The 20,225-nt window shown below is 42.7% G+C and carries 15 protein-coding genes; 4 read left to right on the forward strand and 11 right to left on the reverse strand.

Annotated features, from left to right (window positions below):
- The 5 genes from ECA1_RS01320 to ECA1_RS01340 form a co-directional block, all read right to left on the reverse strand.
- Positions 1-3,048 carry an alpha-mannosidase gene (locus tag ECA1_RS01320; RefSeq protein ID WP_060791527.1) on the reverse strand — a complete coding sequence of 1,016 codons (3,048 nt, stop codon included), beginning with the start codon at positions 3,046-3,048 and terminating at the stop codon, positions 1-3.
- Positions 3,049-3,132: 84 nt separating this feature from the next.
- Positions 3,133-4,785, reverse strand: coding sequence for an extracellular solute-binding protein (locus tag ECA1_RS01325; RefSeq protein WP_015510400.1), 1,653 nt, complete (start codon positions 4,783-4,785; stop codon positions 3,133-3,135).
- Between the two features lie 21 nt (positions 4,786-4,806).
- Positions 4,807-5,721 (reverse strand): carbohydrate ABC transporter permease, encoded by a 915-nt coding sequence (locus ECA1_RS01330; RefSeq protein ID WP_015510401.1) that lies wholly within the window; start codon positions 5,719-5,721, stop codon positions 4,807-4,809.
- A gap of 15 nt (positions 5,722-5,736) precedes the next feature.
- A complete protein-coding gene (locus tag ECA1_RS01335; RefSeq protein ID WP_005228058.1) occupies positions 5,737-6,690 on the reverse strand; it encodes an ABC transporter permease in 954 nt (317 codons plus the stop codon).
- 55 nt (positions 6,691-6,745) lie between these two features.
- The gene (locus ECA1_RS01340; protein WP_060791528.1) at positions 6,746-8,104 is read right to left on the reverse strand and encodes an alpha-L-fucosidase; all 1,359 of its coding nucleotides are present in this window, start codon (positions 8,102-8,104) and stop codon (positions 6,746-6,748) included.
- 300 nt (positions 8,105-8,404) lie between these two features.
- Here ECA1_RS01340 and ECA1_RS01345 point away from each other — a divergent pair, with 300 nt between their 5' ends.
- From ECA1_RS01345 to ECA1_RS01360, 4 genes are read left to right on the forward strand one after another with little or no spacing between them, the layout of a single operon-like run.
- Positions 8,405-9,037 carry a DUF624 domain-containing protein gene (locus tag ECA1_RS01345; RefSeq protein ID WP_060791529.1) on the forward strand — a complete coding sequence of 211 codons (633 nt, stop codon included), beginning with the start codon at positions 8,405-8,407 and terminating at the stop codon, positions 9,035-9,037.
- The gene (locus ECA1_RS01350) at positions 9,037-10,908 is read left to right on the forward strand and encodes a beta-N-acetylhexosaminidase (protein WP_060791530.1); all 1,872 of its coding nucleotides are present in this window, start codon (positions 9,037-9,039) and stop codon (positions 10,906-10,908) included. The genes ECA1_RS01345 and ECA1_RS01350 overlap by 1 nt, the downstream gene beginning before the upstream one ends.
- An 18-nt stretch (positions 10,909-10,926) precedes the next feature.
- Positions 10,927-11,424, forward strand: coding sequence for a hypothetical protein (locus ECA1_RS01355; RefSeq protein WP_060791531.1), 498 nt, complete (start codon positions 10,927-10,929; stop codon positions 11,422-11,424).
- 25 nt (positions 11,425-11,449) lie between these two features.
- The gene (locus ECA1_RS01360) at positions 11,450-12,754 is read left to right on the forward strand and encodes an alpha-L-fucosidase (protein WP_060791532.1); all 1,305 of its coding nucleotides are present in this window, start codon (positions 11,450-11,452) and stop codon (positions 12,752-12,754) included.
- A gap of 239 nt (positions 12,755-12,993) precedes the next feature.
- On the opposite strand, the gene ECA1_RS01365 is transcribed toward ECA1_RS01360, so the two are convergent.
- The 6 genes from ECA1_RS01365 to ECA1_RS01390 form a co-directional block, all read right to left on the reverse strand.
- Positions 12,994-13,494: a GNAT family N-acetyltransferase gene (locus ECA1_RS01365; protein WP_060791533.1), complete on the reverse strand. Its 501-nt coding sequence runs from the start codon at positions 13,492-13,494 to the stop codon at positions 12,994-12,996.
- Between the two features lie 151 nt (positions 13,495-13,645).
- Positions 13,646-14,947: a beta-N-acetylhexosaminidase gene (locus ECA1_RS01370; RefSeq protein ID WP_060791534.1), complete on the reverse strand. Its 1,302-nt coding sequence runs from the start codon at positions 14,945-14,947 to the stop codon at positions 13,646-13,648.
- A 19-nt stretch (positions 14,948-14,966) separates the two neighbouring features.
- Positions 14,967-17,234, reverse strand: a complete 2,268-nt coding sequence (locus tag ECA1_RS01375) for a helix-turn-helix domain-containing protein (protein WP_060791535.1) — start codon at positions 17,232-17,234, stop codon at positions 14,967-14,969.
- A 129-nt stretch (positions 17,235-17,363) separates the two neighbouring features.
- The gene (locus ECA1_RS01380; RefSeq protein ID WP_060791536.1) at positions 17,364-18,290 is read right to left on the reverse strand and encodes an ROK family protein; all 927 of its coding nucleotides are present in this window, start codon (positions 18,288-18,290) and stop codon (positions 17,364-17,366) included.
- A gap of 530 nt (positions 18,291-18,820) precedes the next feature.
- A complete protein-coding gene (locus tag ECA1_RS01385; RefSeq protein ID WP_060791537.1) occupies positions 18,821-19,357 on the reverse strand; it encodes a flavodoxin domain-containing protein in 537 nt (178 codons plus the stop codon).
- Positions 19,358-19,390: 33 nt separating this feature from the next.
- Complete coding sequence (locus tag ECA1_RS01390) at positions 19,391-19,960, reverse strand: TetR/AcrR family transcriptional regulator (RefSeq protein ID WP_010749120.1); 570 nt, start codon at positions 19,958-19,960, stop codon at positions 19,391-19,393.
- Positions 19,961-20,225 lie beyond the last annotated feature (265 nt).

Raw genomic sequence — 20,225 nt, forward strand, 5'->3', positions numbered from 1 at the left:
TTAGTCTTCTAAATAAAGCATGATGGTCTGGATTTCAAATGGCTGGAAATGGATTGTGATGCTTTGGGCATCCAGCGGCTCGATCGGCAGTTCAGCGACGGTTTCTTCCAAAAGATTCGTTAAAACCGCTTTTTTGATTCTTTTTTGGCAACGCAATTGACAGGCGGTGGTTTGATTGTGATATTCGTACAACCGCACGATCAGTGCCTCTTCATCTTCGGCTTTTTTCACCGTATCCAGCAAGACATTCTTTTGATCGACTGCTAGAAAAGCTTCTGTTGATAGTTGTGGCACACCTGGAACGGTTAGAACGGGAACATTCAATGCCAAAGCTTCTTCCATCGTTTGCGCTTCTTGCCAAGTCCCTTCGTGGGCGTACAAGGAGTAGGTAAACTCATGAAAGTCTTGATCCGCTTCTGGATACGGATCGATCGGCGATTTGATCAAAGAAAGCCCGATCTTTTGATAATCCGTATTGAACCCATATTTCGAATCTGTCAAAATACTAACCCCATAATTTCCTTCTGAGAGATCAACCCATTTTTGACCACAGCTCTCAAAACGTGCTTGGTCCCATGTCGTGTTTTGATGCACAGGTCGTTTTACCTGCCCAAACTGAATATCAAATGTCGCTTCCAATGTGTTGACATCAATCGGCAGCAATGCCTTCAGCAGCAATTGATGCTGTTGCCAATCAACCGCTGTTTCAAAATCGATTCTTCCGGTGCCATGATAAAAATGTAGCCATTGGGTAATAAAAGAATCTTCAAACTGACGTTTGATTTTCAAGGTATCACGAATCTCACCTTGCTCAACGACCTCAGTTGAGAGAACTTGCTTCAAAGGATAAGGCTTCTTCTGGTAATAAATATCAATATCCCACGCATCATAATCCATCGGCAGATCTTCATAAGCCACTAACTGATTCAACCGCTCGCCTTTTGGTACGATCTCTCGTTGATACCGTTTGTCAAATAAAGAGATGATGACAAAGTGTTCGTCAAAAATCACTTTAAAATCAACCGTTTCAAACGATTCCGTCAGCCGCATTGCCACTTGCTTTGATTGAGGCACAGCTGAGACAGGGGTCAGTGTTTTGCAGCTCAAGCCAGCCATGGCGGGAATTTTGACTAAAAGCCGGTCATCATGGGTCCGCTGAGTCGAGTAAGCTTCTTTGACCCCTGTTTGATCGTCTAAATAGACCAGACCCGTCCGCTCTTGTCCCAGCGGATTAAAGACATGCCATGGAGTAGCTTTGGGTGCTTGTGTTTCTGGAAGCAAAGCTTGGATCAGCTCGCAGCCTTTTTCAAAGAGCTGCCGATACTCTTGATCCGTCTGATCATAGACTTCTTTGATCGAGCTTCCCGGCAGAATATCGTGGAATTGATTGAACAGCAGCTGTTTCCAAAGTTGTTCTAATTCAGCTTGTGGATAGCGATTCATCCCACAGATACTATAAAGTTTTTCGATCGTCTGTAAGAAAAATTCTCCTTGGCGATTGGCCTTCTTGTTTTTGCCAATCGAAGTCAGTGTTCCACGATGGTATTCAAAGTACAATTCGCCGTACCAGACCGGGCCAGGTTTTTCCTTAAAAGAATCTGCCAGTCGATCAAAAAAGCCCCCCACATGATTGCCAGTAATCGTCGGCATATCTGGCAGTGTCTTTTGCAGCCGTTTCTGGACTTCTAGCATCTCTTTCGTCGGGCCTCCGCCACCGTCACCGTACCCATAGGCAATCAAAATTTCGTCGTGCTGATCTTTTTGCTGATAACGTTCAAAACTCCCCTTAATCGTATACGGATCTAGCAATCCATTATACGTCGTATAATAATCTCTTGGACTGTATCCTTCACTGATGGTGGTAATAAAATGCGTCAAAACGCGGCTGCCATCAATTCCTTGCCAATAGAAGGAATCATAAGGAATTTGATTGAACTGGTTCCATGACAGCTTCGTCGTCATAAAGTAGGGCGTATTTGTTTTGCGTAAAATTTGCGGCAAGGCGGCTGAATAACCAAAGACATCCGGTAGCCATAAGATGCGGCTATCGACTTGAAATTCCTCTTTCATAAACCGTTTGCCATAAAGGATCTGACGAACCAGCGATTCCCCTGAAGTCAAATTGCAATCGGCTTCTACCCACATCGCCCCGTCAACTTCCCATCTTCCTTCTCGAATTTTTGCTTTGATTGCAGCGTAAAGTTCAGGATAATGGGTTTTCATGGAGAGATACAGTTGTGGTTGGCTTTGAAAAAACGTGTAATCTGGATACTCCTCCATCAATTTCAAGACCGTCTGGAAACTGCGCTCGCCTTTTTCAATTGCTTGCTGCGCCGTCCAAAGCCACGCCAGATCGATGTGGGTATGGCCGACAGCCGTCACCTTTTGTTTTGGTGTATGCGCTGGTAGGTAACACGATGAAAGCAGCTGCTTTGCTTTTGTGAGACTTTCATAGAATGCCGTTGAGTAGGGGGTACGAAAATCCAAGACATTGGCGACTTGACCAAGGACTTGTTGATAAAATGCTTCGTCACCGCCAAACGCACGAATGGCACGCCAACTATCAAACAGCGTATAAAAATCATACCAGACATCATTAACTGCAGGATCCAACGCCAATAAATTGACCTGCAGCGGGAATGGTTTTTCGGATCGGCCGGAGAACAAATCGATCTTCAGTTTGACTTCTTTTTGTAGAAATTGTTTTGTCAATGTAATTTCTCGATGATTGACATCGATGGCTTGGACATAGGTATCGTCCAAATAGATTTTTATTTGGGGATTGGTGGTATTGTCCCACTCTGAAAGGCTTGAGTACACTTGCAGGACACAAAGATTTTCCACCCAGTCAGCGGGAACTTGAAGGCTACCTTGCAATTGGTAATAGGAATTTTTTTCTCCAAAATAGGTCCCTTGCTCATACGGTACCCAAGTCTCTCGTTTTAAAAAAAGTGGGGTTACCGGTTGCTGATGGCGTACGCGGTATTGTTTTAATTTGTATAAAATTTTTCGAATGCGTTCAAACTCATAAGGCTGCATAACTCTCATTTTTCTTTGGACTCCTCTAGCAGATTTTTGAAAAAAACGGGTTGAGATTGATCATCTCGGCCCGTTTTCCACTTATCACTTTATTTAGTTTGCTTTCCAACGGTCATAAGCCGCTTGGTAGACTTCGACGTATTCGTCAATGCCCATTGCTTCGATCGTTTTCACATAGTCGTCCCAATTATCTAACGGTTCGACACCTGTGATAAACTTGGCTTCCATTTGTTCTACATAAGTTGTCAAATCAGTGGCAGTTGCTGCTACCTTATCGTTTTCTTCAATCGTTAAATACAGTAGCGGAAATGGTACTTCAGCGATGTCTTCCATCTTCTCAGCTGTTTCTTTGGCAACCCAATCGTTGAAACGAGTATCCGGTTCTTCATTCGCCGTTTTACGGATATGGTATTCGCCGGTTGTATCGATAACAAGGTTTGGCGTTGTCAATCCGTATGCTGGTGTGATCTTGCCACGTTCGTCTTCGGTATTGTTGGTATCGATGCCGTCTGCATAGACACGAACTTTTTCACCGTCCGCATTTTCTTGGTACTCCCATAAAAACCCTTCTGGTCCTTGTTCGATATATTTTGAGCCTTCTTCTGAATAGAAGTAATCCACCCAGCGCATAGAAGCTTCTGGAGAAGGATTGACATTGGTCAAAGCAAAGGTCCCTCGTGAAATTCTTGGACTACCGGGAATCTTAGCTTCTGGAGCCCATTCAGAAGTCACTGGTTGGAACATTGGATCATTCATAGCCTCTTCCTCACTGCGACCAGTAGTAAAGAAGCTGAAATAGTCGGCAAAAAGCCCAAGTTGATTGTTTTCACCCTTCGCTTTTTTCTGTTCATCTGACTGTCCATAAACTTCTTTATCCAGCAAGCCTTCATCGTACAATGTATTCATATATTCCAAGAATGCTTTGTAGTTTTCTGAAGTCGGTGTGTAGGAGACCACATCATCATCCACTTGGATGCCGCGGGTCCGTAAGCCAAAGGCAGCCATCAACCAAACTCGTGTCGAGTTCATATCAACATCCGTCAATGGGATCTCGTCTGCTTGACCATTGCCGTTAGGGTCTTCGTTTTTAAAACGTGTCAGAAGCTCTTGCAATTCGTCTGTGGTTTTTGGCAGCTCTGATACACCTAAATTATCGAGCCACGTGCCGTTGTACCACATCGGACCTTGCCACCAGATCGATGTCGCATTCCGTGAGATCATCGGCAGAGAGTAGATGTGCCCATCCGGTGTTGTGATCGACTTCAAGATTGAGGGATCTTCTTGCGTCAGTGCATACAAGTTTGGCATGATTTCCGGCGTGATATACTCCTCTAAGGGAAGCAAGATCCCTTGTGAACCGTAATCGATCTCCATCGAAGCAGTCAATGCTTGCGAACCAGCACCGTAAACGATATCCGGTAAATCTCCAGAAGCAAAGGCTAAGTTCAGTTTCGTACTAAAGTCAGCGGATGGCGGTGTCGTATAGGTCAGTTTGATGCCAGTTTTTTCCTGATAATCCTGTAATGTCGGCATGTCTTCCCATTCCGCCAACCCTACACCAGGTGCCATGATATTCAGTGTCAGTTCTTCCCCTTCTTTGATGATCGGAAACTGACTGTCATGATTGATGGCCACTTCTTTCTTTTCCCCAGTACCTTCATCTGAAGAATTACCGCACGCACCTAAGACGAGCATACTGCACAAAGCAACACCTGCTATTCCTAAAAGTTTCTTTTTTACTCTCATTTTCTTCCTCCTTTAAGTTTTTTATCCTTTAATTGAACCAACCATCATGCCCTTGACAAAATACTTTTGTAAGAACGGATAGACGATAATTACCGGTAATGAAGAAACGATCATGACGCCGTACTTGATGACTTGAGCAAGTTGTTGTTTGCTATATAGCATATTCGCCATTTCTGAAGTCACATTATTGACGGTATTTGATGACATATCTTGAAGAATCAATATTTCTCTTAAAATCATTTGTAACGGATACATTGATCGATCAGAAAGATAGATCAATGCGCTAAAAAAGCTGTTCCAATGTCCGACGCCATAGAACAAAGCCATTACCGCAATGATCGGCGTTGATAGTGGTAAAACGATCTGCATGAATAGCCGAAAATCAGAACAACCATCCACAATTGCTGCTTCTTCCATCTCCCGTGGAATCGTGGATTGAAAAAATGTTCGCGTGACAACGACATTGTAAACCGAGACGGCTCCTGGAATCACTAGTGCCCAGACAGTATTCAGCATGCCTAAGCTGCGAATCAACAAGTAGCTGGGAATCAAGCCACCGGACAAGAACATGGTGACCAACATAAAATTGGTGAAGGCGCGTCGCCCATAAAAATCCTCTCGTGATAAGGCGTAAGCGCAAGGTAAGGTCACTAAGAGATTGATCGATGTCCCTAAAACCGTATAATAAATCGTGTTCAAATAGCCACGCCAGATACTGCTATTGCCTAGTAGTGTTCGATAGCCTTCAAAGGTGATTCCTTTTGGCAAAAGCCACATTTCACCAGAGTTTACCAGATGCGGATTTGAGATTGAAGCACTGATGATATAAATCAGTGGATACAAAACGATCAGCAAAGAAATTGCTAAAAACACATAAACAAAGATCAAAAAGATTTTATCAGCACGGGTATCTTTTATTAAAGACGTTGTTTTCACTTTTGGTCCTCCCTTCTACAATAAACTAGAGTTGCTTAAACGTTTGGCGATATGATTGACTACGATCAACAAGACTGAATTGATCAATGAGTTAAATAGGCCGACTGCCGCAGCAAAACTGTACTGCGCATCTAACAGCCCTTGCTGGTAAACAAAGGTCGCAATCACATTCGAGGATTGCATATTCAAAGGATTCTGCATCAAGATGATTTTTTCAAACCCAACTGACATCAAGCTGCCGAAGCTCATGATCAATAAGATCACCATCGTGGGCATGATCGTTGGAATATTGATATACCAAACGCGTTGCAGACGAGAAGCGCCATCGATCGTTGCCGCTTCGTGCAGTTGCGTATCAACTCCAGATAGGGCTGCCAGATAAATCACAGACCCCCATCCCGTTCCTTGCCAAACGCCCGACAGTACATAAATCGTTTTAAACCAGCGGGGATTGGTCATAAAGCTGATCCGCTCGAAACCCAAAAATTCTAATAGGTGATTGATGATCCCTGTTGAGGGAGATAAGAAAGCAATGACCATACCTACCATGACCACCACAGCAATAAAGTTTGGAGCATACGTGACTGTTTGGGTAATTTTTTTAAACGGGCCGTCTTTGATCTCATTCAAAGCCAATGCCAGGATGATCGGCAGCGGAAAACCGACAACCAATGAATAGATACTGATTCCTAAAGTATTTTTGATGAGTTCCCAAAAATAATAGGAATCGAAGAAACGTTGAAAATGTTTAAACCCAACCCAAGGACTGCCCATAATCCCTAATGAAGGCATATAATCCTTGAATGCAATAATGATTCCATACATCGGTCCATACGAGAAAATCAAAATAATCAAAAACGCTGGCAACACAAACAAGTACAATTGCCGATTTTTCTTGATCTTCATTTTTATATCTTGTTTCTTTGTTTTAGGTACTGAAACGGTTTGTCTGATTGGCGCTGTTTCCATTCTTCCTCCTCCTTGCTTGGTGTTAGCCTTATCATGAATTGTATTCGCTTTCAAATCAATGTGTATTTTTTTCCCTATGTGTCGAAACGCGAATCCCAACTGCCCCAACGTTCGGGTGACTGATATCCGACCATAAGAGATACGGTTCATCCGCATTTTTATAGACTGGTAACGGTTTTTTAGTGGCTAGATCAATTAGCTCGTCTTCTTCAGTTGCTCCGATCTCTGTTAAAGGAATCTGTTCGCAAGCGACTGCAGCGATACTGCGAAATGCAAAATGAGCCTTACCGTCTTTTTGATAGGTCAAATACCATTCATTTTTCCAAGCTGTTGGTCTTGCCCGCGTTTCATAGATGCCTTCACCATATAGCGCCAACCAATGGCCGATTTCTTCTAAGCGTTGGGTCTCTTCGAATGTAAATTCGCCATCAGGTGTTGGTCCGACGCCTAAAATCAAATTCCCCCCTTTGCTGACTACCTCAATCAAGGTTTCCAGCAGTTCTTGGCTGCTCTTAAAAGTATCATTCGGCACATAGCCCCAATCATTTCCAATCGGGATATTGCTTTCCCAAACTTTTTTAGGAATTTCCGCTAATGCAGGAATTTTGCGTTCTGGTGTCACATAATTTTCATGACGGCCCCCCATCATCCGATCAACGATGATCAATTCCGGCTGTTTCTCACGCGCAATCTCAGCTAAACGATCCATTTGTAGGTCTTCTTTGCCTTGTCCGCACCAACCGGCATCTAACCAAAGAAAATCGACTTTTCCGTAATTGGAGGTAATCTCCGCAATCTGGCGATGCACAAACGACACATAGCGTGCCCAAATTTCTGGATGAAGATGGGTATCGTAACTGGCATGACGGCCTTTGACGGTATCATCATCCAACCAGTAAAAAGGAGAATACCAGTCAGCTTTAGAATAATAGGATCCTGTGGCGATCCCTGCTTCTCGAAATGCCGTAAACACTTCTTGCAATATGTCGCGTTTAAAGGGACTTAATTTCCCGCCGATTTTAAACTCTGATTCCATTGTATTGAACATCGAAAACCCATCATGATGCTTTGTTGTGAATAAACAGTACTTAAACCCTGCATCCTTACAGATTTTTGCCCATTTGCGGGTATCCAGCTTCTTCGGTTCAAACTGATTGATCAACTGCCAATAATCCAAACGCAGTGCTTCGATGGTTTCTCGATAAGGGTGGTTTTCTCTAGCCCATTCATCTTTTTCAGATAATTGCCAAGACTCAACGATCCCCGCTTCGGCATACAGCCCATAATGGAAGATTACTCCGAATTTCAAGTCTTGAAACCATTCCAGACGTTGCTTGAGCATTTCTGTTTCTGGGACTAGTTCTTCTTGAATGTTCCCTTTGGCTTCTTCAATATCACCGCGAATATTTGTCATTCATTTGCACTCCTTTCTTTGTTCTAAATGTAAGCGAAAAAAATGTCCTATAACAATATGTAAGTTTTTTCGCTATGTTAAAACGAACAACTTCGTCTATAAAAGGTGCAAGGAATAAAGCTTGATTTCGATGAACGTTTTTGGAGAAATGTAGCGTTTCAAATACATTTGCTGTGTTTTTCTTGTTTTCGATGTGTGATTTTTCCATTTACTCCCACTGGCTATATATCAATGATACGATTAGAACAACAAATAAAGCGGATACAACAAAACTTGTATCCGTAAGAAAGTGAGGGGCTTATGAAACAAACGAATGGTATTTATCATGTTTCCTATCAAGTCGGCGATTGGTTACTTCATTGCCTGAAGTTGCAGTTACTCTGGTTTTATTGGGTATTTCGATACGGGATATTTTTAGGTATTTTTCCTGCCACCGCTACGATTATCCAAGCTTTTTTCGATAGCTTCCAAAAAAAGGAACGACCAGCGTCTTTGAAGACTTGGTTCAAAACTATCGTGAAAAAAAATTTCCGTCGTGCCAATCAATTAGGCGCCATGCAAGCGGGTTTGTTGTTGTTCTTATGGTTGGAATTACGTATCTCTAGTACTTTTATCCAAAATAGCTTGATTCACTTTTTTTTGCTGCTGCTATTTATCAGTGCCCTTTTGATCAGCTTGTACCTTCTGCCGGTCTATTTACGTTATGATTTGACGCTTCTTCACTATTTTAAACAAGCAATATTACTAATGGTTATCAGTGTTCCCCAAACAATTGCGATGATTTTGGGAATCTTACTGACTACTATCATTTTGACTTTTTTACCAATCTTATTAGTTATCGGCTTTGTTCCCTTTTTTCTATTCCCCAGTAGCTGGTTCTCTTTTCAAGCGATTCAGCGCTCGGAATCACTGATGAAAGAAGGACGCTCGTGATGAAGGACATTTTTATCCAAAGTAATGAAAACCTCGATGATTTTTTTAGTCACGCACTGCAAGAACTAGAATTGAGGGAAACGCCGAATGGCCATCCCTTGCGCTTGATTCATCGACCCGGTTCCCTGAAAATTTGCCACGGCCCACTAGAAACGATCATTTACTATCAAGAAAAAGCGCATTTGTTTCGGGCATTAACTTTATGGGTGCATGAAGACCGCCCAGTCTATGTCTTAGAAGAACAGCCGCATTTTGAAGCAATTGGACCAATGATCGATCTGTCCCGCAATGCGGTGATGACCGTGAAACAGCTGGAACGGTTCATTTTATTAACAAGTAAGATGGGTCTCAATCGCCTCATGCTCTATATGGAAGATACTTATGAAATTCCAGAGTACCCTTATTTCGGACATTTGCGCGGTCGTTATACCCAAGTAGAGTTAAAGGCTCTAGATACCTATGCCCAAGCCGTAGGAGTAACTTTGATTCCAGCGATTCAAACATTGGCACATTTGACGAATCCTTTAAAGTGGCAGTTCGCTGGAAATATTCGGGACACAGAAGATATTCTACTGGTGGGAGAAGAAGAAACGTATACTTTTTTGGAAGCAGCGATCCGTTCGATCCGTTCGTGTTTTGCAACTGATCAACTGCACATCGGTATGGATGAAGCACACCAATTGGGGAAAGGAAAGTATTTAGAAATACACGGGTTAAAAGACCGTTTCACGATTATGGCCGCACACCTAAAGCAGGTAGCTGCGCTTTGTCAAAACATAGGTTTTGAGCCGATGATGTGGAGCGATATGTTTTTTAGAATCGGTGCGCCTACGGGTGATTACTACGATTCAGACGTGTGTTTTCCGACAGAATTATTTTCTGACCTTCCTGCTGTCAAAATGGTTTACTGGGATTATTATCACCATGATCATGCCTCTTATCAGCGAATGTTTGCGAAACATCGGGAATTAAAACAGCCGATCGTCTTTGCTGGAGGTATCTGGACGTGGAACGGTTTGGCGCCGAACTACGGCAAAAGTTTCGCCACCATGCGTCACGCCTTGCAAGCCGCCAAAGAAAACGATGTCCAAGAAGTCTATGCCACACTTTGGGGCGACGACGGAGCTGAAACACCAGTGATTGCTGCGCTACTAGGTTTGCAATATTTCAGTGAAGTGCAGTTTGGAAACGACCTTTCGTTAGAGAATTTAACTAAAAAATTTCAGCTTTTTCATCAATCAATAGCCAACGACTTTTTACTGCTTGATCGCTTTGATCAAACTACAGGTGTGCCAAAAAACAATCCTCACGGAGAAAACCCCAGCAAGCTGTTGCTCTACCAAGACTTGCTGTATGGCTTGTATCAAGAAAATTTAACTGATCTTTCTTTAGCATCCCACTATCAAACATTGGCTCAAGAGTTGGCTGCTGTGAAAACAACACGGGACACACAAACGATGTTTGCCTTTTATCAGCAGCTGGCTGATGTTTTGGCACAAAAAGCCTGTATTACCAACCAGATCACTAGTGCCTATAAAAGCAAAGATCGCACCGGACTGCACCAAGCAGTAGATAAGCTCAGTGTCTATAAATCCACCTTGCAATCCCTTTATGAAGCCCATCGTCAAGTCTGGTTTGACTGGAATCGACCTTTCGGTTTTGAAATTATCGATCTGCGATACGGCGCCTTGCTGATGCGCTGCGATACGACACTCTGGCGGCTTACTGCCTTCTTGGACGGGGAGCTCGATACGTTAGAAGAATTGACTCAACCGTCCTTACCAATGGTGACCCCTTTCAGCGGCAGTACTTCTGTGGGTCGCAATTTATTTCATGGAATCTATAGTGCGGGGAAAATTTCTGATGTTTAAAAGAAGGAGTGAGAACTTATGAAAACATCCTTGCTGCGCCGAACCGTCATCGTGAGTCTGCTGGCTATTGTTAGCCTATTCTTTCTCTATTTTCTAACAACCGATTCTTCTGCTCCAGTTCATGCCCAACCTTCAGAAAAACTGGAGATGACAGGCAATATTACAAATCAAGCAGCGGCGGAGGCTTGTTTGGCAGTGCTGAAAGAAAATTTACAAGCAGCCTCTGACCAAGACGCGACAGCCTATGCCGCAACGCTAGTGGCAGCGGCACGAGCAGAGACGACCCAAGAATTAGCTGATTTTTTTGCAGAAGAACAGCTGCAGCACACGCTGCTTTCTTTTGAAGTTGTTAAACAAGAGACAGGATCCATGCTGGTCGCGGCTCAACAGAAAACGATCAGCCCAAAAGACTCTTCTTACCGTGACCACATCACAGAGGCTTACCATACCTTTGTCAAGGAAGCAGATGGCTGGAAAATTCAAGAAACAGTCATGACGAATACAGAATTTCTTTAAGTGATTGAAAAAGGAGTTATTTTTAATGAGAACGTATAAAAATTGGCCTGCCGACTACCCTGACCCAAACTGGTTCCTCCATGATCGGTTTGGCTTATTCATCCATTTCGGCCTATTCAGTATTGGCGCTCGACACGAATGGTTTATGACGACAGAAAAAATTGAACCCACCACCTATCGCGAGAACTATTTTTCTCAGTTTGATCCTGATCTTTTCAATGCAGAGGAATGGGCTCAAACCGCAAAGAAGGCCGGTTTTCAATACATGGTCTTCACGACGAAACATCATGAAGGCTTTGCCCTTTGGGATACCGCTCTCAGCGAATACAAAGTGACCAATACCCCCTTCAAGCGTGACCTCTTAGCAGAACTGCTGCCGGCATTTCGTAAGGTCGGCATTAAGATTGGGCTGTATCATTCGCTGATCGATTGGTATCATCCAGATTTCACGCTCGACGGCCTGCATCCGCAACGAGAGACTATTCAAGCCCGTCAGACGAATAACCAGCGTGACATGCGCCGCTATCAAGATTTTTTAGCTGGTCAAGTCACTGAACTATTGACTAACTATGGAACCATCGATTATATGTGGTTTGATTTTCCATATAGTCATCGAGATTGGGGATGGTCTAAAGGCAAAGGTGCCGCCGATTGGGATAGTAAGCGGATCGAAAAAATTTGTCGAAACCTGCAGCCGAACATGCTGCTGAATGACCGTCTGGATTTGGGCCGAGGGATTACCACCCCTGAGCAATTCCAACCAGACAAACCATTAGAAGCGGATGGATTGCCTTTGATATGGGAAGCGTGCCAAACGATGTACGAAACGTGGGGCTATGATCGTGATGCTCAGCACTGGAAATCCAGTGAAATGATGACCAAAATGCTGATTGACACAGTGGCAAAAGATGGGAACTTTCTTTTAAATATCGGCCCAAATGCTCGTGGAGAAATCAGCTTACCAACTCGCAGCCATTTAGAAGCCATAGGTTCATGGATGCATTATCATCAACAAGCGATTATCGGCTGTGATGCCAGCTCTTTTCAACCGCCTATTGACAGTCGTTACACCCAAAACGGGAATAAACTTTACTTGCACCTCTTTTCTTATCCATACAAATCCTTGCATCTTCCAGGGCTTGCAGGACGCGTAAAGCATATCCGTTTCTTACATGATGGCTCCGAATTGTTTTATCGAGGATTTGATCCCGAGGAAGTGCTAACTTCAACGGAAGCCATCATCAACAAAGAGGACCTTGTTCTCAGCTTACCCGTCTGCCCACCAGATGTGTTGGTACCAGTGGTCGAGATCACTTTAAGAGAAATGTAAGCACCCGTTGCACTGTCCTAAATGAAGAATTTATTTATATAAAGACGTTGCCCTTACTTTCTTTACAAAAAAATGACTAGAAGCGGATCGCTTTTAGTCATTTTTTATGGCTATTTGTTCAAGAACTCCTACAAATTTGCCTATACGAAAGTAGCCAACCAGCTTGTTGAACAGGTGATGAGAACATCCAAACGAGTTGCGTGCTTAATCCATTCTTAACGGTACTTACCACAGGAGGTTCAAAGTTCCTTAGACAAATAAAGAACAAGATCGTCATTGTTGCAGCAAGGCGCATTCATCGCACAATTCTGATTATTGAACCAAACACCAGATCCATCTGGAATATAGCCTTGTTTTACATACAGTCTCTGGGCCGATCCATAACCATTATGCAGGCCTACCCCCAATGTCACCACGGCAGCTATTTCTCGTGCCTTTTCTTCGGCTGCTTTTAAAAGCTGACTGCCTACCCCTTGATTTTGATAGGATTCAAAAACATTAAAATCCACAATTTCTGGATACAAGCCTTTAAATGGTCCGTGCTTTGCTAGAGGGATCAAGGTCAAATACCCGGCAGTTTTGTTGTTTATTTTGGCAAGCAAAACGTATCTCTCCCCCGCTTCTTGCTCGTTTAAATAATCAATCAAGAGCTGCTGGCGAGAAGGCCACCCTTGCTTTAAAAACATTTGATCCATTTCAAGGATATCTTTTCTCTTCAACGGTTGAATATCTATGATCACTTATTTGCTCCCTTTCTCCCCCTCACTCGGGGCTATGTTCATTCTATACAGTGTGCCGCTGGCATTGATTTGCCTTATTGTTAAACTTATTCATCATAAAAAAATAATAGGGATTATCAGGGATTGCTGCTTCACCCAATTCCTCTAGCAATCAGCTGAATGTCGCTTCCCACCCATCATAGAGCTTTTGAACTGTCTCTTTTGGCCGATTGGGTTCATTATAAACTTTTTGGCTAATGGCCGCTTGGAGCCAAAAAATCGCTTGGATCACTTCACGACTAGTCTGAGCCTCAGGTACATCCGCCCAGACGGACAAAGCGATCGCCTGTGTTTGTGCAAGCTGTTCCTGTGCAACTTGTTGTCCATTGGCAAACGTCGTCAACTGGAATTCATTGCTGATTTTTTCGTAGGTTGGATAAGTATAGCCTGCCGCTTCTCCTAAGACATAATAGAAAAAATTATCATTGTGATTGATCATGGTATAGCCTTTTTCAAAAAAGACATCTGCCGGCGCCATATTCTGGTTCCAACGGGTCCAATAGGAGATTTGGCAATTCTCCGTCAATGTTGTCTGCTCTTGGCGATTCAAGCGGTAAAATCCATCATTCCAGACCCGCACAACAAAGCCGAGACTTTCAACAAAGTCCGCCAGCTCATTGACATAATCAATAAAGACTTCGATTCCGCTAGCTTTTTCCCCATAGCGCTCGCGGGCTGCTTCGATCATTTGCGGAAAGTTTTCTAAATGATCAAAATCAATAAACTCATCGGCACCAATATGAAAATAGGTGCTGTCTTCAAACAGTTGCGCATATTCCCGATAAACTTCCTGAATAAAAGCTACCGCTTCTGAATCCAAAATGTTCAGTGCTCGATCATCACGCGTGCCATCGGCTGTCGGTAATTGCCACTCGGGTTTTTGAGCCAATACTTGCCGCAAATGACCAGGAGAATCAAAATCAGGGATAATGGCAATTGAATGGTTTTGAGCATACGCAATCAATTCACGAATTTCCTGCTTGGTCAAATATTCTTCCGAAACGATTTCTGGAAATTGCTGGGATTCAATCCGAAAGCCTTCGTTTTCCGAAAAATGAAGTTGCAGATGCGTAAATTGGAAGCAAGCCATACTGCGGACGATTGCTTTCAAATCAGTTAGAGAATAAAATTTACGCCCGATATCGATCATCAGACAGCGTTCTTTAAGCGCTGCTAGATAGCTTTTCTGTGCTAATTGACCTGTCGCTTGATCTCGGCCATATTTGGTTAACGCGTAAAAGACGTGTTCTGGCGAGAACACACTGATTGTTTGGTTTTCAAATCGAAAATCAGCATCCAGCTGCGGATCGACCACTATTTGCGGGAGCGGATCCTTCGCCGACTGCCAACCTATCTCCTCAAAAAAGACGGCAGCTCGTTGCTGAGCTTCTTTCAAATCAACTGGTTTATTCATCTCATTCTTCCTCTTACTTTCAATAATTTCTCATTTTTTGGTTCATTTCACGGTATTGCCCTGGGGTCACACCCACTATTTTTCGGAACTTTCTCGTATAGTTGGAAACATCATAATACCCATTGTTACGAATAATTTCTTTGATCGGCAAATCTGTTTCAATCAGTTCTTCTTTGATTTTTTTCAGCCGTAATTCTTGAATATATTTGGAGAAGGTTTTGCCGCTTTCTTTTTTTACAAAACGGCTGACATAAGAGACAGATACACCTACTTCCTCTGCCACAGATTCTAGCGATAGCTGAGAGGAATGATAATTTTCTTGAATAAAACTGAAGATTTTCTCATTCATTTCCGACTCGTCATCCAGCGGCTGTTTCTGCACCTTTGTACAAATCTGCTGGGCAATCGTTAACAAGGCCGTCTGCAATTGATTCAAGCTGTTGAAATCGGCACTTTCAGAAGCAGTATGCAGTACCTCTGCCCCCACCAATTCACCGCCGACTTGCGCGATCGTATTCAACAAGTAGTAGCCGTACATTTTTTGGACACGAGGCGAGGTCTGCTTGCTCTCGCCTTCTTCAATCAAACGTTGGATCGTTTCACTGGCAATTTCAATATTTCCTTGATTCAAGGCTTGGATCAATTTTAATTTTTGATTGTCTGGATAATTGATCGGTAAATGTTTGGTCTCTTGGGAAAGCTCCGCATAGTAGCTGATTTGCTTCCCTTGACTTCCTTGATTTTCCAGTGCCGCCAATCCTTCGATATACGATTCATTAATAGCCGTTAGTTGATCCACCGTCATCCCGACACCCATTGCGGGTGTTAGGGAGATCGCTTGGGTAATTTTTTCCGCGATAGCATCTACAATTTCTTTTTGTTTTTTGCCATCAACAAAGCCAACGGTCAATGCCAGCATTTCTGTGGACAAAATTTCAGTGGCATATGCCGTATAATCAGCCTCTTTGATTTCTTCGATATAATCAATTAAAAATTTCTTATCCCCTTGCTTGGCTTTGGTATCAACAGTTTTCGTATCAATGGCGATCACAAAATAATTCGACTTAGGGAAACAAACATGGACAGCTTCCAAAAGCAGAGCCAATTCTTGTTCTGAACGGAAACGTCCACTCATTAATTTGCGCAATACTTGTTCTCTCGCATGGGGTGTTTGTAAACGAACTTCCTGATGCAGTTCTTGGTGCTCTACCAAAAATGCCGCTAGCGTATTATGGACATCATCCATCGAATGAAGAGTCATTTTTGGATCACGATGAAACTCCTGAACCAGATTTTCTATTTTGCGAATCGGCCGATAACTGCGTAAACCAAGCATCACGACTGCGGTGATCCCCGTAAACAATATGGCGATAAATACTAGGACGAACTGTTCTTGCACACGGTTAACTGAAGCCAATGCTTGATTCGGATTGGCGACAGCTACGACCGAAATATTCAATTCTTTGTTGGCAATTGCTTGAACAAAATACGTCGATTGTTCAAACCGCATTCGTCCTGTTTGAATGCCTTTTTTCATTCGCTCAGGATGATTTAAAAAGCGTGCTAACTCATCATTGGTGGTACTGGCTAATAACTGATACTCATCATTGATGATATAGGTATTGCTGAGCCCATCACTATTGCTTAAATCAAGGATTCTCTTCAAATTGTTTTCTTTGATTTCGTAGATTGCTGCGCCGTAAACGGTCATTTCTTCACTTTGAATTGGAACGATATAAAAGAAACGCGAATATCGCTGTTCTCCACCAGCACCTTCCAATGTCAGTAACGTCGGCGCTGGAGAGTCCAATTGTGCGACCAATTGAACTTGGTCCATATCGTTTTTTGGCAGTACCTTATTCAAGAATGTGTCGACTGACAGTGAGCCAACGGTTGAATAAAGGGTCGCCGGGGCTTCTTTATAATATAAATAGACTTCTTCGACTAGATCGTTAGTGATTTTATATGTCTGCATCGCTTCTTTTGCTTCTTTAGTCAAGTAAGGATGCTGTAGGTATTTCAATGAAACAACATGATCATTGGTCATTTTTTGGGTCAGATAATTCAATTGAATAAATGTATTTTCTAATGAATATTTCAATTGGATCAATTGATTTCTGGCCGTCAGCAGTACTTGTTCATTGATACTTTTGACAGATGTATCATACCAAATCCATGACACGGCTAAAAAAGGCACTAAAAACACGATTAAATAAGAGCTGATGGCACGAATGATTCCCCTAAATAGTTTTTGACGATTCTGTTCCGTGTACTTTCTCACTTGCATCACCTATTCTCTGTTATTTCAAAAGCTCAAAAACGCTTTCATTTATCGGTACTTATTTAGGAGAAAAGAATGTATGATACTCTAATAAAATACGCTTTATTTTAATAAAAAACAATGCTTTTTTACAAGTTAGCTATCAGGCTTGTATTTTCTTAACCAGTTATAACAAGCGCCTAATAAATTTGATTCATTGCCAAAACGACAGGCACAAATGTTTGGCACGATAACAGTACTTGGAATCTGTTCAGCAATCACAGCCAATCGTGCGTTTACTTGAGGGATCAAGAAACGGCTAGCACTGATTCCACCACCAATCAAGATAATTTCCGGATCAATCATGTACTGCAGGCTATAGCAAGCTGCCGCCAGCTTATCGACAAAATCAGCGACCATTGGCAGACATCGCGGATCTTGTTCTTGAACCAGTGTATCAATGCGCTGCCCATTGATTGTTGGATCTCCGATACGCTCTGCTGTTTCTTCCACAAGAGTTCTGGTTGACCCTGCGATGCTCCAAAGTTCCCAATCCTTCGTTTCGGTCGGAAAAAGCATATAGCCAAACTCTCCTGCTAGTAAGTGTTTGCCGCGAACCAATTGATGGTTAATCATTAAGCCACCGCCAACGGATGTACCTAGGACAATTGTCGCAAAGGACGCACAATTTTGAGCGTGACCTAACCACTTTTCTGCCAATAACGCACAGTTGCCATCATTTTCGGCAGCCACTGGACATTGGTATGTGCTTCGCAAATGCCTAACCAGTCTTTTGCCAAATCCTTCATACAAAGGTGATGTCATCCCGATTTCTTGGCTTCGTGGATCAACCAGTCCCGTTGAGCTAATAGCAATACCATCAAATGTTGCGGCATAGAATGCATCGATGTGTCGACATATGCGTTGCGTGACTGTGGCATATTCCTTGTTCATAGGAAATTGAGTCAATTGTCTGCGTTCCCCTTGACTATTCACTAACCCACATTTAATAGCAGTACCGCCAATATCAATTGCTAAAATCCACATTTTCTTGACCTCACAAGGCTTTCTTTTATCTTGCATTCAGTATACGCAACCAATGTTTTCGGCGACCATATGTATTTCTTGCAACAGTGTGTCAAATCCGCCCAAGCCATAAAAAACCCCGCAACGAAAGATATCTTGCATTTAGAAAGAATATACGTTGTACAGAAAGTGATAGCTTATCTGCTTATTTTTAAAACACTAAAAAGATCAGGTTTAACGCTCAGCTTCACAAAACTGTTCATCCTGCAAAGCAAAAAAGAAATCCATTAGATACGGTGCCTGAGAATTTTGTCAGCAAAGGAAACAGCTACCCTTTTTTTGAGATAAGCTATCTAGTTTATAAAACAAAAAACCGTCACGCATAAGACATCCTCTCATGCGTGATCGGCATTCTACTTAGTCATTGCTTTTAGAAATAGATCGAACGATTTTTTAGAACTTAGTTGCTGACTCTGGGTGTCACAACAGAAAATCTATTAGCAATAAACTAACTTTGTTCTGTTCTTACACTCTGGACACTTATTGCTCATTTGAGTCATAAAACCTCAATAAACGCTTGTGCTCGTTCAATACAGTCCCTGCTCCAAATAATCCACCAACGGACCCAAGTACTTTTTATCTGTCCAATCACAATCTTGTCCGTTGGCTTCCATGAGTGCCTTCGTCTGTGGGTCATAGGTGTGCGGCGCTTTCTTAGCCGCAGCTTTTCTTAACATTTTCACTAAGTTTCGATCAAAGAAATTCATTTTGCTTTCCTGCCATTGTCCTCTGCCGTAAAAAAGGGGGATGTCCTTTATTGGACCCGTGAGATTCTGTTCTCTGAGTTTTTTCACAACATCTTCTTCAGGAGCAGAGGCTCCCACACAAAAGATAAGTATCTCTTTGTCTTTTAGCTGGTTGGTATTCTTTTTTAAAAAGGACAGTCCAGCAATACCCGATGCATAGATTCCCCCACAGAAGATAATTGTGTCATAATCCATTACTTCAGCTATTTTCGCTTTTGGGGTTTCTAGGCTGGAAAAACCTGTTGCATCTTGAAGCCAGTGGACATACTTTTTGACAGCGCCGTATTTCGATTGATAAACAATCATGCCGTTTTTCATGGGGGAACTCCTCTCTGCAGTTAGGACTGCACCTTATGGTTTTGTGCCAGCTATTGCTTGTTCTAAAAACGTTTCGTACGCTTTTTCCTGTTGTGCATAGATTTCATCTAGTGGAATACCAGGTGTCGTTACTGAGAAAATCGTACCGATTCCGATCGTGTAAATGAGCATATGCATGTGTAGCTGTTTGGCGGTTTCTATACTGATAGTCAAATCGGCGGCAATCCTTTGGGCTACTTGAGGATTCGTCTCCAACTGATACAGATCTTCTAATGACGAAACATTCGCTCTTTTTTGTAAGACAAAAATACTCAAAATATGGGGTTCTTCTTTCGCCAATTGCAAATACGCGTGTCCGGTACTGCGAAACAGATCCTGGGGGTCGCTATGGGCTTCTAGATACGCTTGTAAAAATTGCCGTGCTTTCTGCTCTACTTCTGTTCGCAGGCCCTCCATATTGGTGCAGTAACTATAGATGGGCTGGACTGAACAGCCTAACTTCTCGGCAATGTTCTTGACGATCACGTGCTCCATACCGCCTTTTCGAGCAATCTCAAAGGCGGCATCAACCACCATTTCCTTTGTTATTCGTTGTTTCGGCATTCATTGTCCTCCTTAAGCACAAGTTTCGTTATATAAACTCTTTATATAAATCGATTATATTCTTTTGTTCCTTCGAAGTCAATTGGATCCAAGCCACTATCCCTCGCTCTTTCTATTGAATAAAGAGCTGTCTATTTCTCAAAAATCATCGTTCATAGGTTGTAAATCTTCCGTTACTTTCCAATGATTGCTGGCTCTTTTATCCGCATAAAAAAGGTACAGCCCACAGAAAAAGGCTGTACCGTAGATAATACGTATGGGCTCT

The organism is Enterococcus casseliflavus NBRC 100478 (assembly GCF_001544095.1).
Taxonomy (GTDB): domain Bacteria; phylum Bacillota; class Bacilli; order Lactobacillales; family Enterococcaceae; genus Enterococcus_D; species Enterococcus_D casseliflavus.

Bases quoted from the DNA above. Each gene is read 5' to 3' on its own strand.
- ECA1_RS01340 (WP_060791528.1), bottom strand. From the start codon at position 8,104: ATGACAAATATTCGCGGTGATATTGAAGAAGCCAAAGGGAACATTCAA.
- ECA1_RS01345 (WP_060791529.1), top strand. From the start codon at position 8,405: ATGAAACAAACGAATGGTATTTATCATGTTTCCTATCAAGTCGGCGAT.
- ECA1_RS01350 (WP_060791530.1), top strand. From the start codon at position 9,037: ATGAAGGACATTTTTATCCAAAGTAATGAAAACCTCGATGATTTTTTT.
- ECA1_RS01325 (WP_015510400.1), bottom strand. From the start codon at position 4,785: ATGAGAGTAAAAAAGAAACTTTTAGGAATAGCAGGTGTTGCTTTGTGC.
- ECA1_RS01360 (WP_060791532.1), top strand. From the start codon at position 11,450: ATGAGAACGTATAAAAATTGGCCTGCCGACTACCCTGACCCAAACTGG.
- ECA1_RS01370 (WP_060791534.1), bottom strand. From the start codon at position 14,947: ATGAATAAACCAGTTGATTTGAAAGAAGCTCAGCAACGAGCTGCCGTC.
- ECA1_RS01380 (WP_060791536.1), bottom strand. From the start codon at position 18,290: ATGCAAGATAAAAGAAAGCCTTGTGAGGTCAAGAAAATGTGGATTTTA.
- ECA1_RS01375 (WP_060791535.1), bottom strand. From the start codon at position 17,234: ATGCAAGTGAGAAAGTACACGGAACAGAATCGTCAAAAACTATTTAGG.
- ECA1_RS01390 (WP_010749120.1), bottom strand. From the start codon at position 19,960: ATGCCGAAACAACGAATAACAAAGGAAATGGTGGTTGATGCCGCCTTT.
- ECA1_RS01320 (WP_060791527.1), bottom strand. From the start codon at position 3,048: ATGAGAGTTATGCAGCCTTATGAGTTTGAACGCATTCGAAAAATTTTA.
- ECA1_RS01385 (WP_060791537.1), bottom strand. From the start codon at position 19,357: ATGAAAAACGGCATGATTGTTTATCAATCGAAATACGGCGCTGTCAAA.
- ECA1_RS01355 (WP_060791531.1), top strand. From the start codon at position 10,927: ATGAAAACATCCTTGCTGCGCCGAACCGTCATCGTGAGTCTGCTGGCT.
- ECA1_RS01335 (WP_005228058.1), bottom strand. From the start codon at position 6,690: ATGGAAACAGCGCCAATCAGACAAACCGTTTCAGTACCTAAAACAAAG.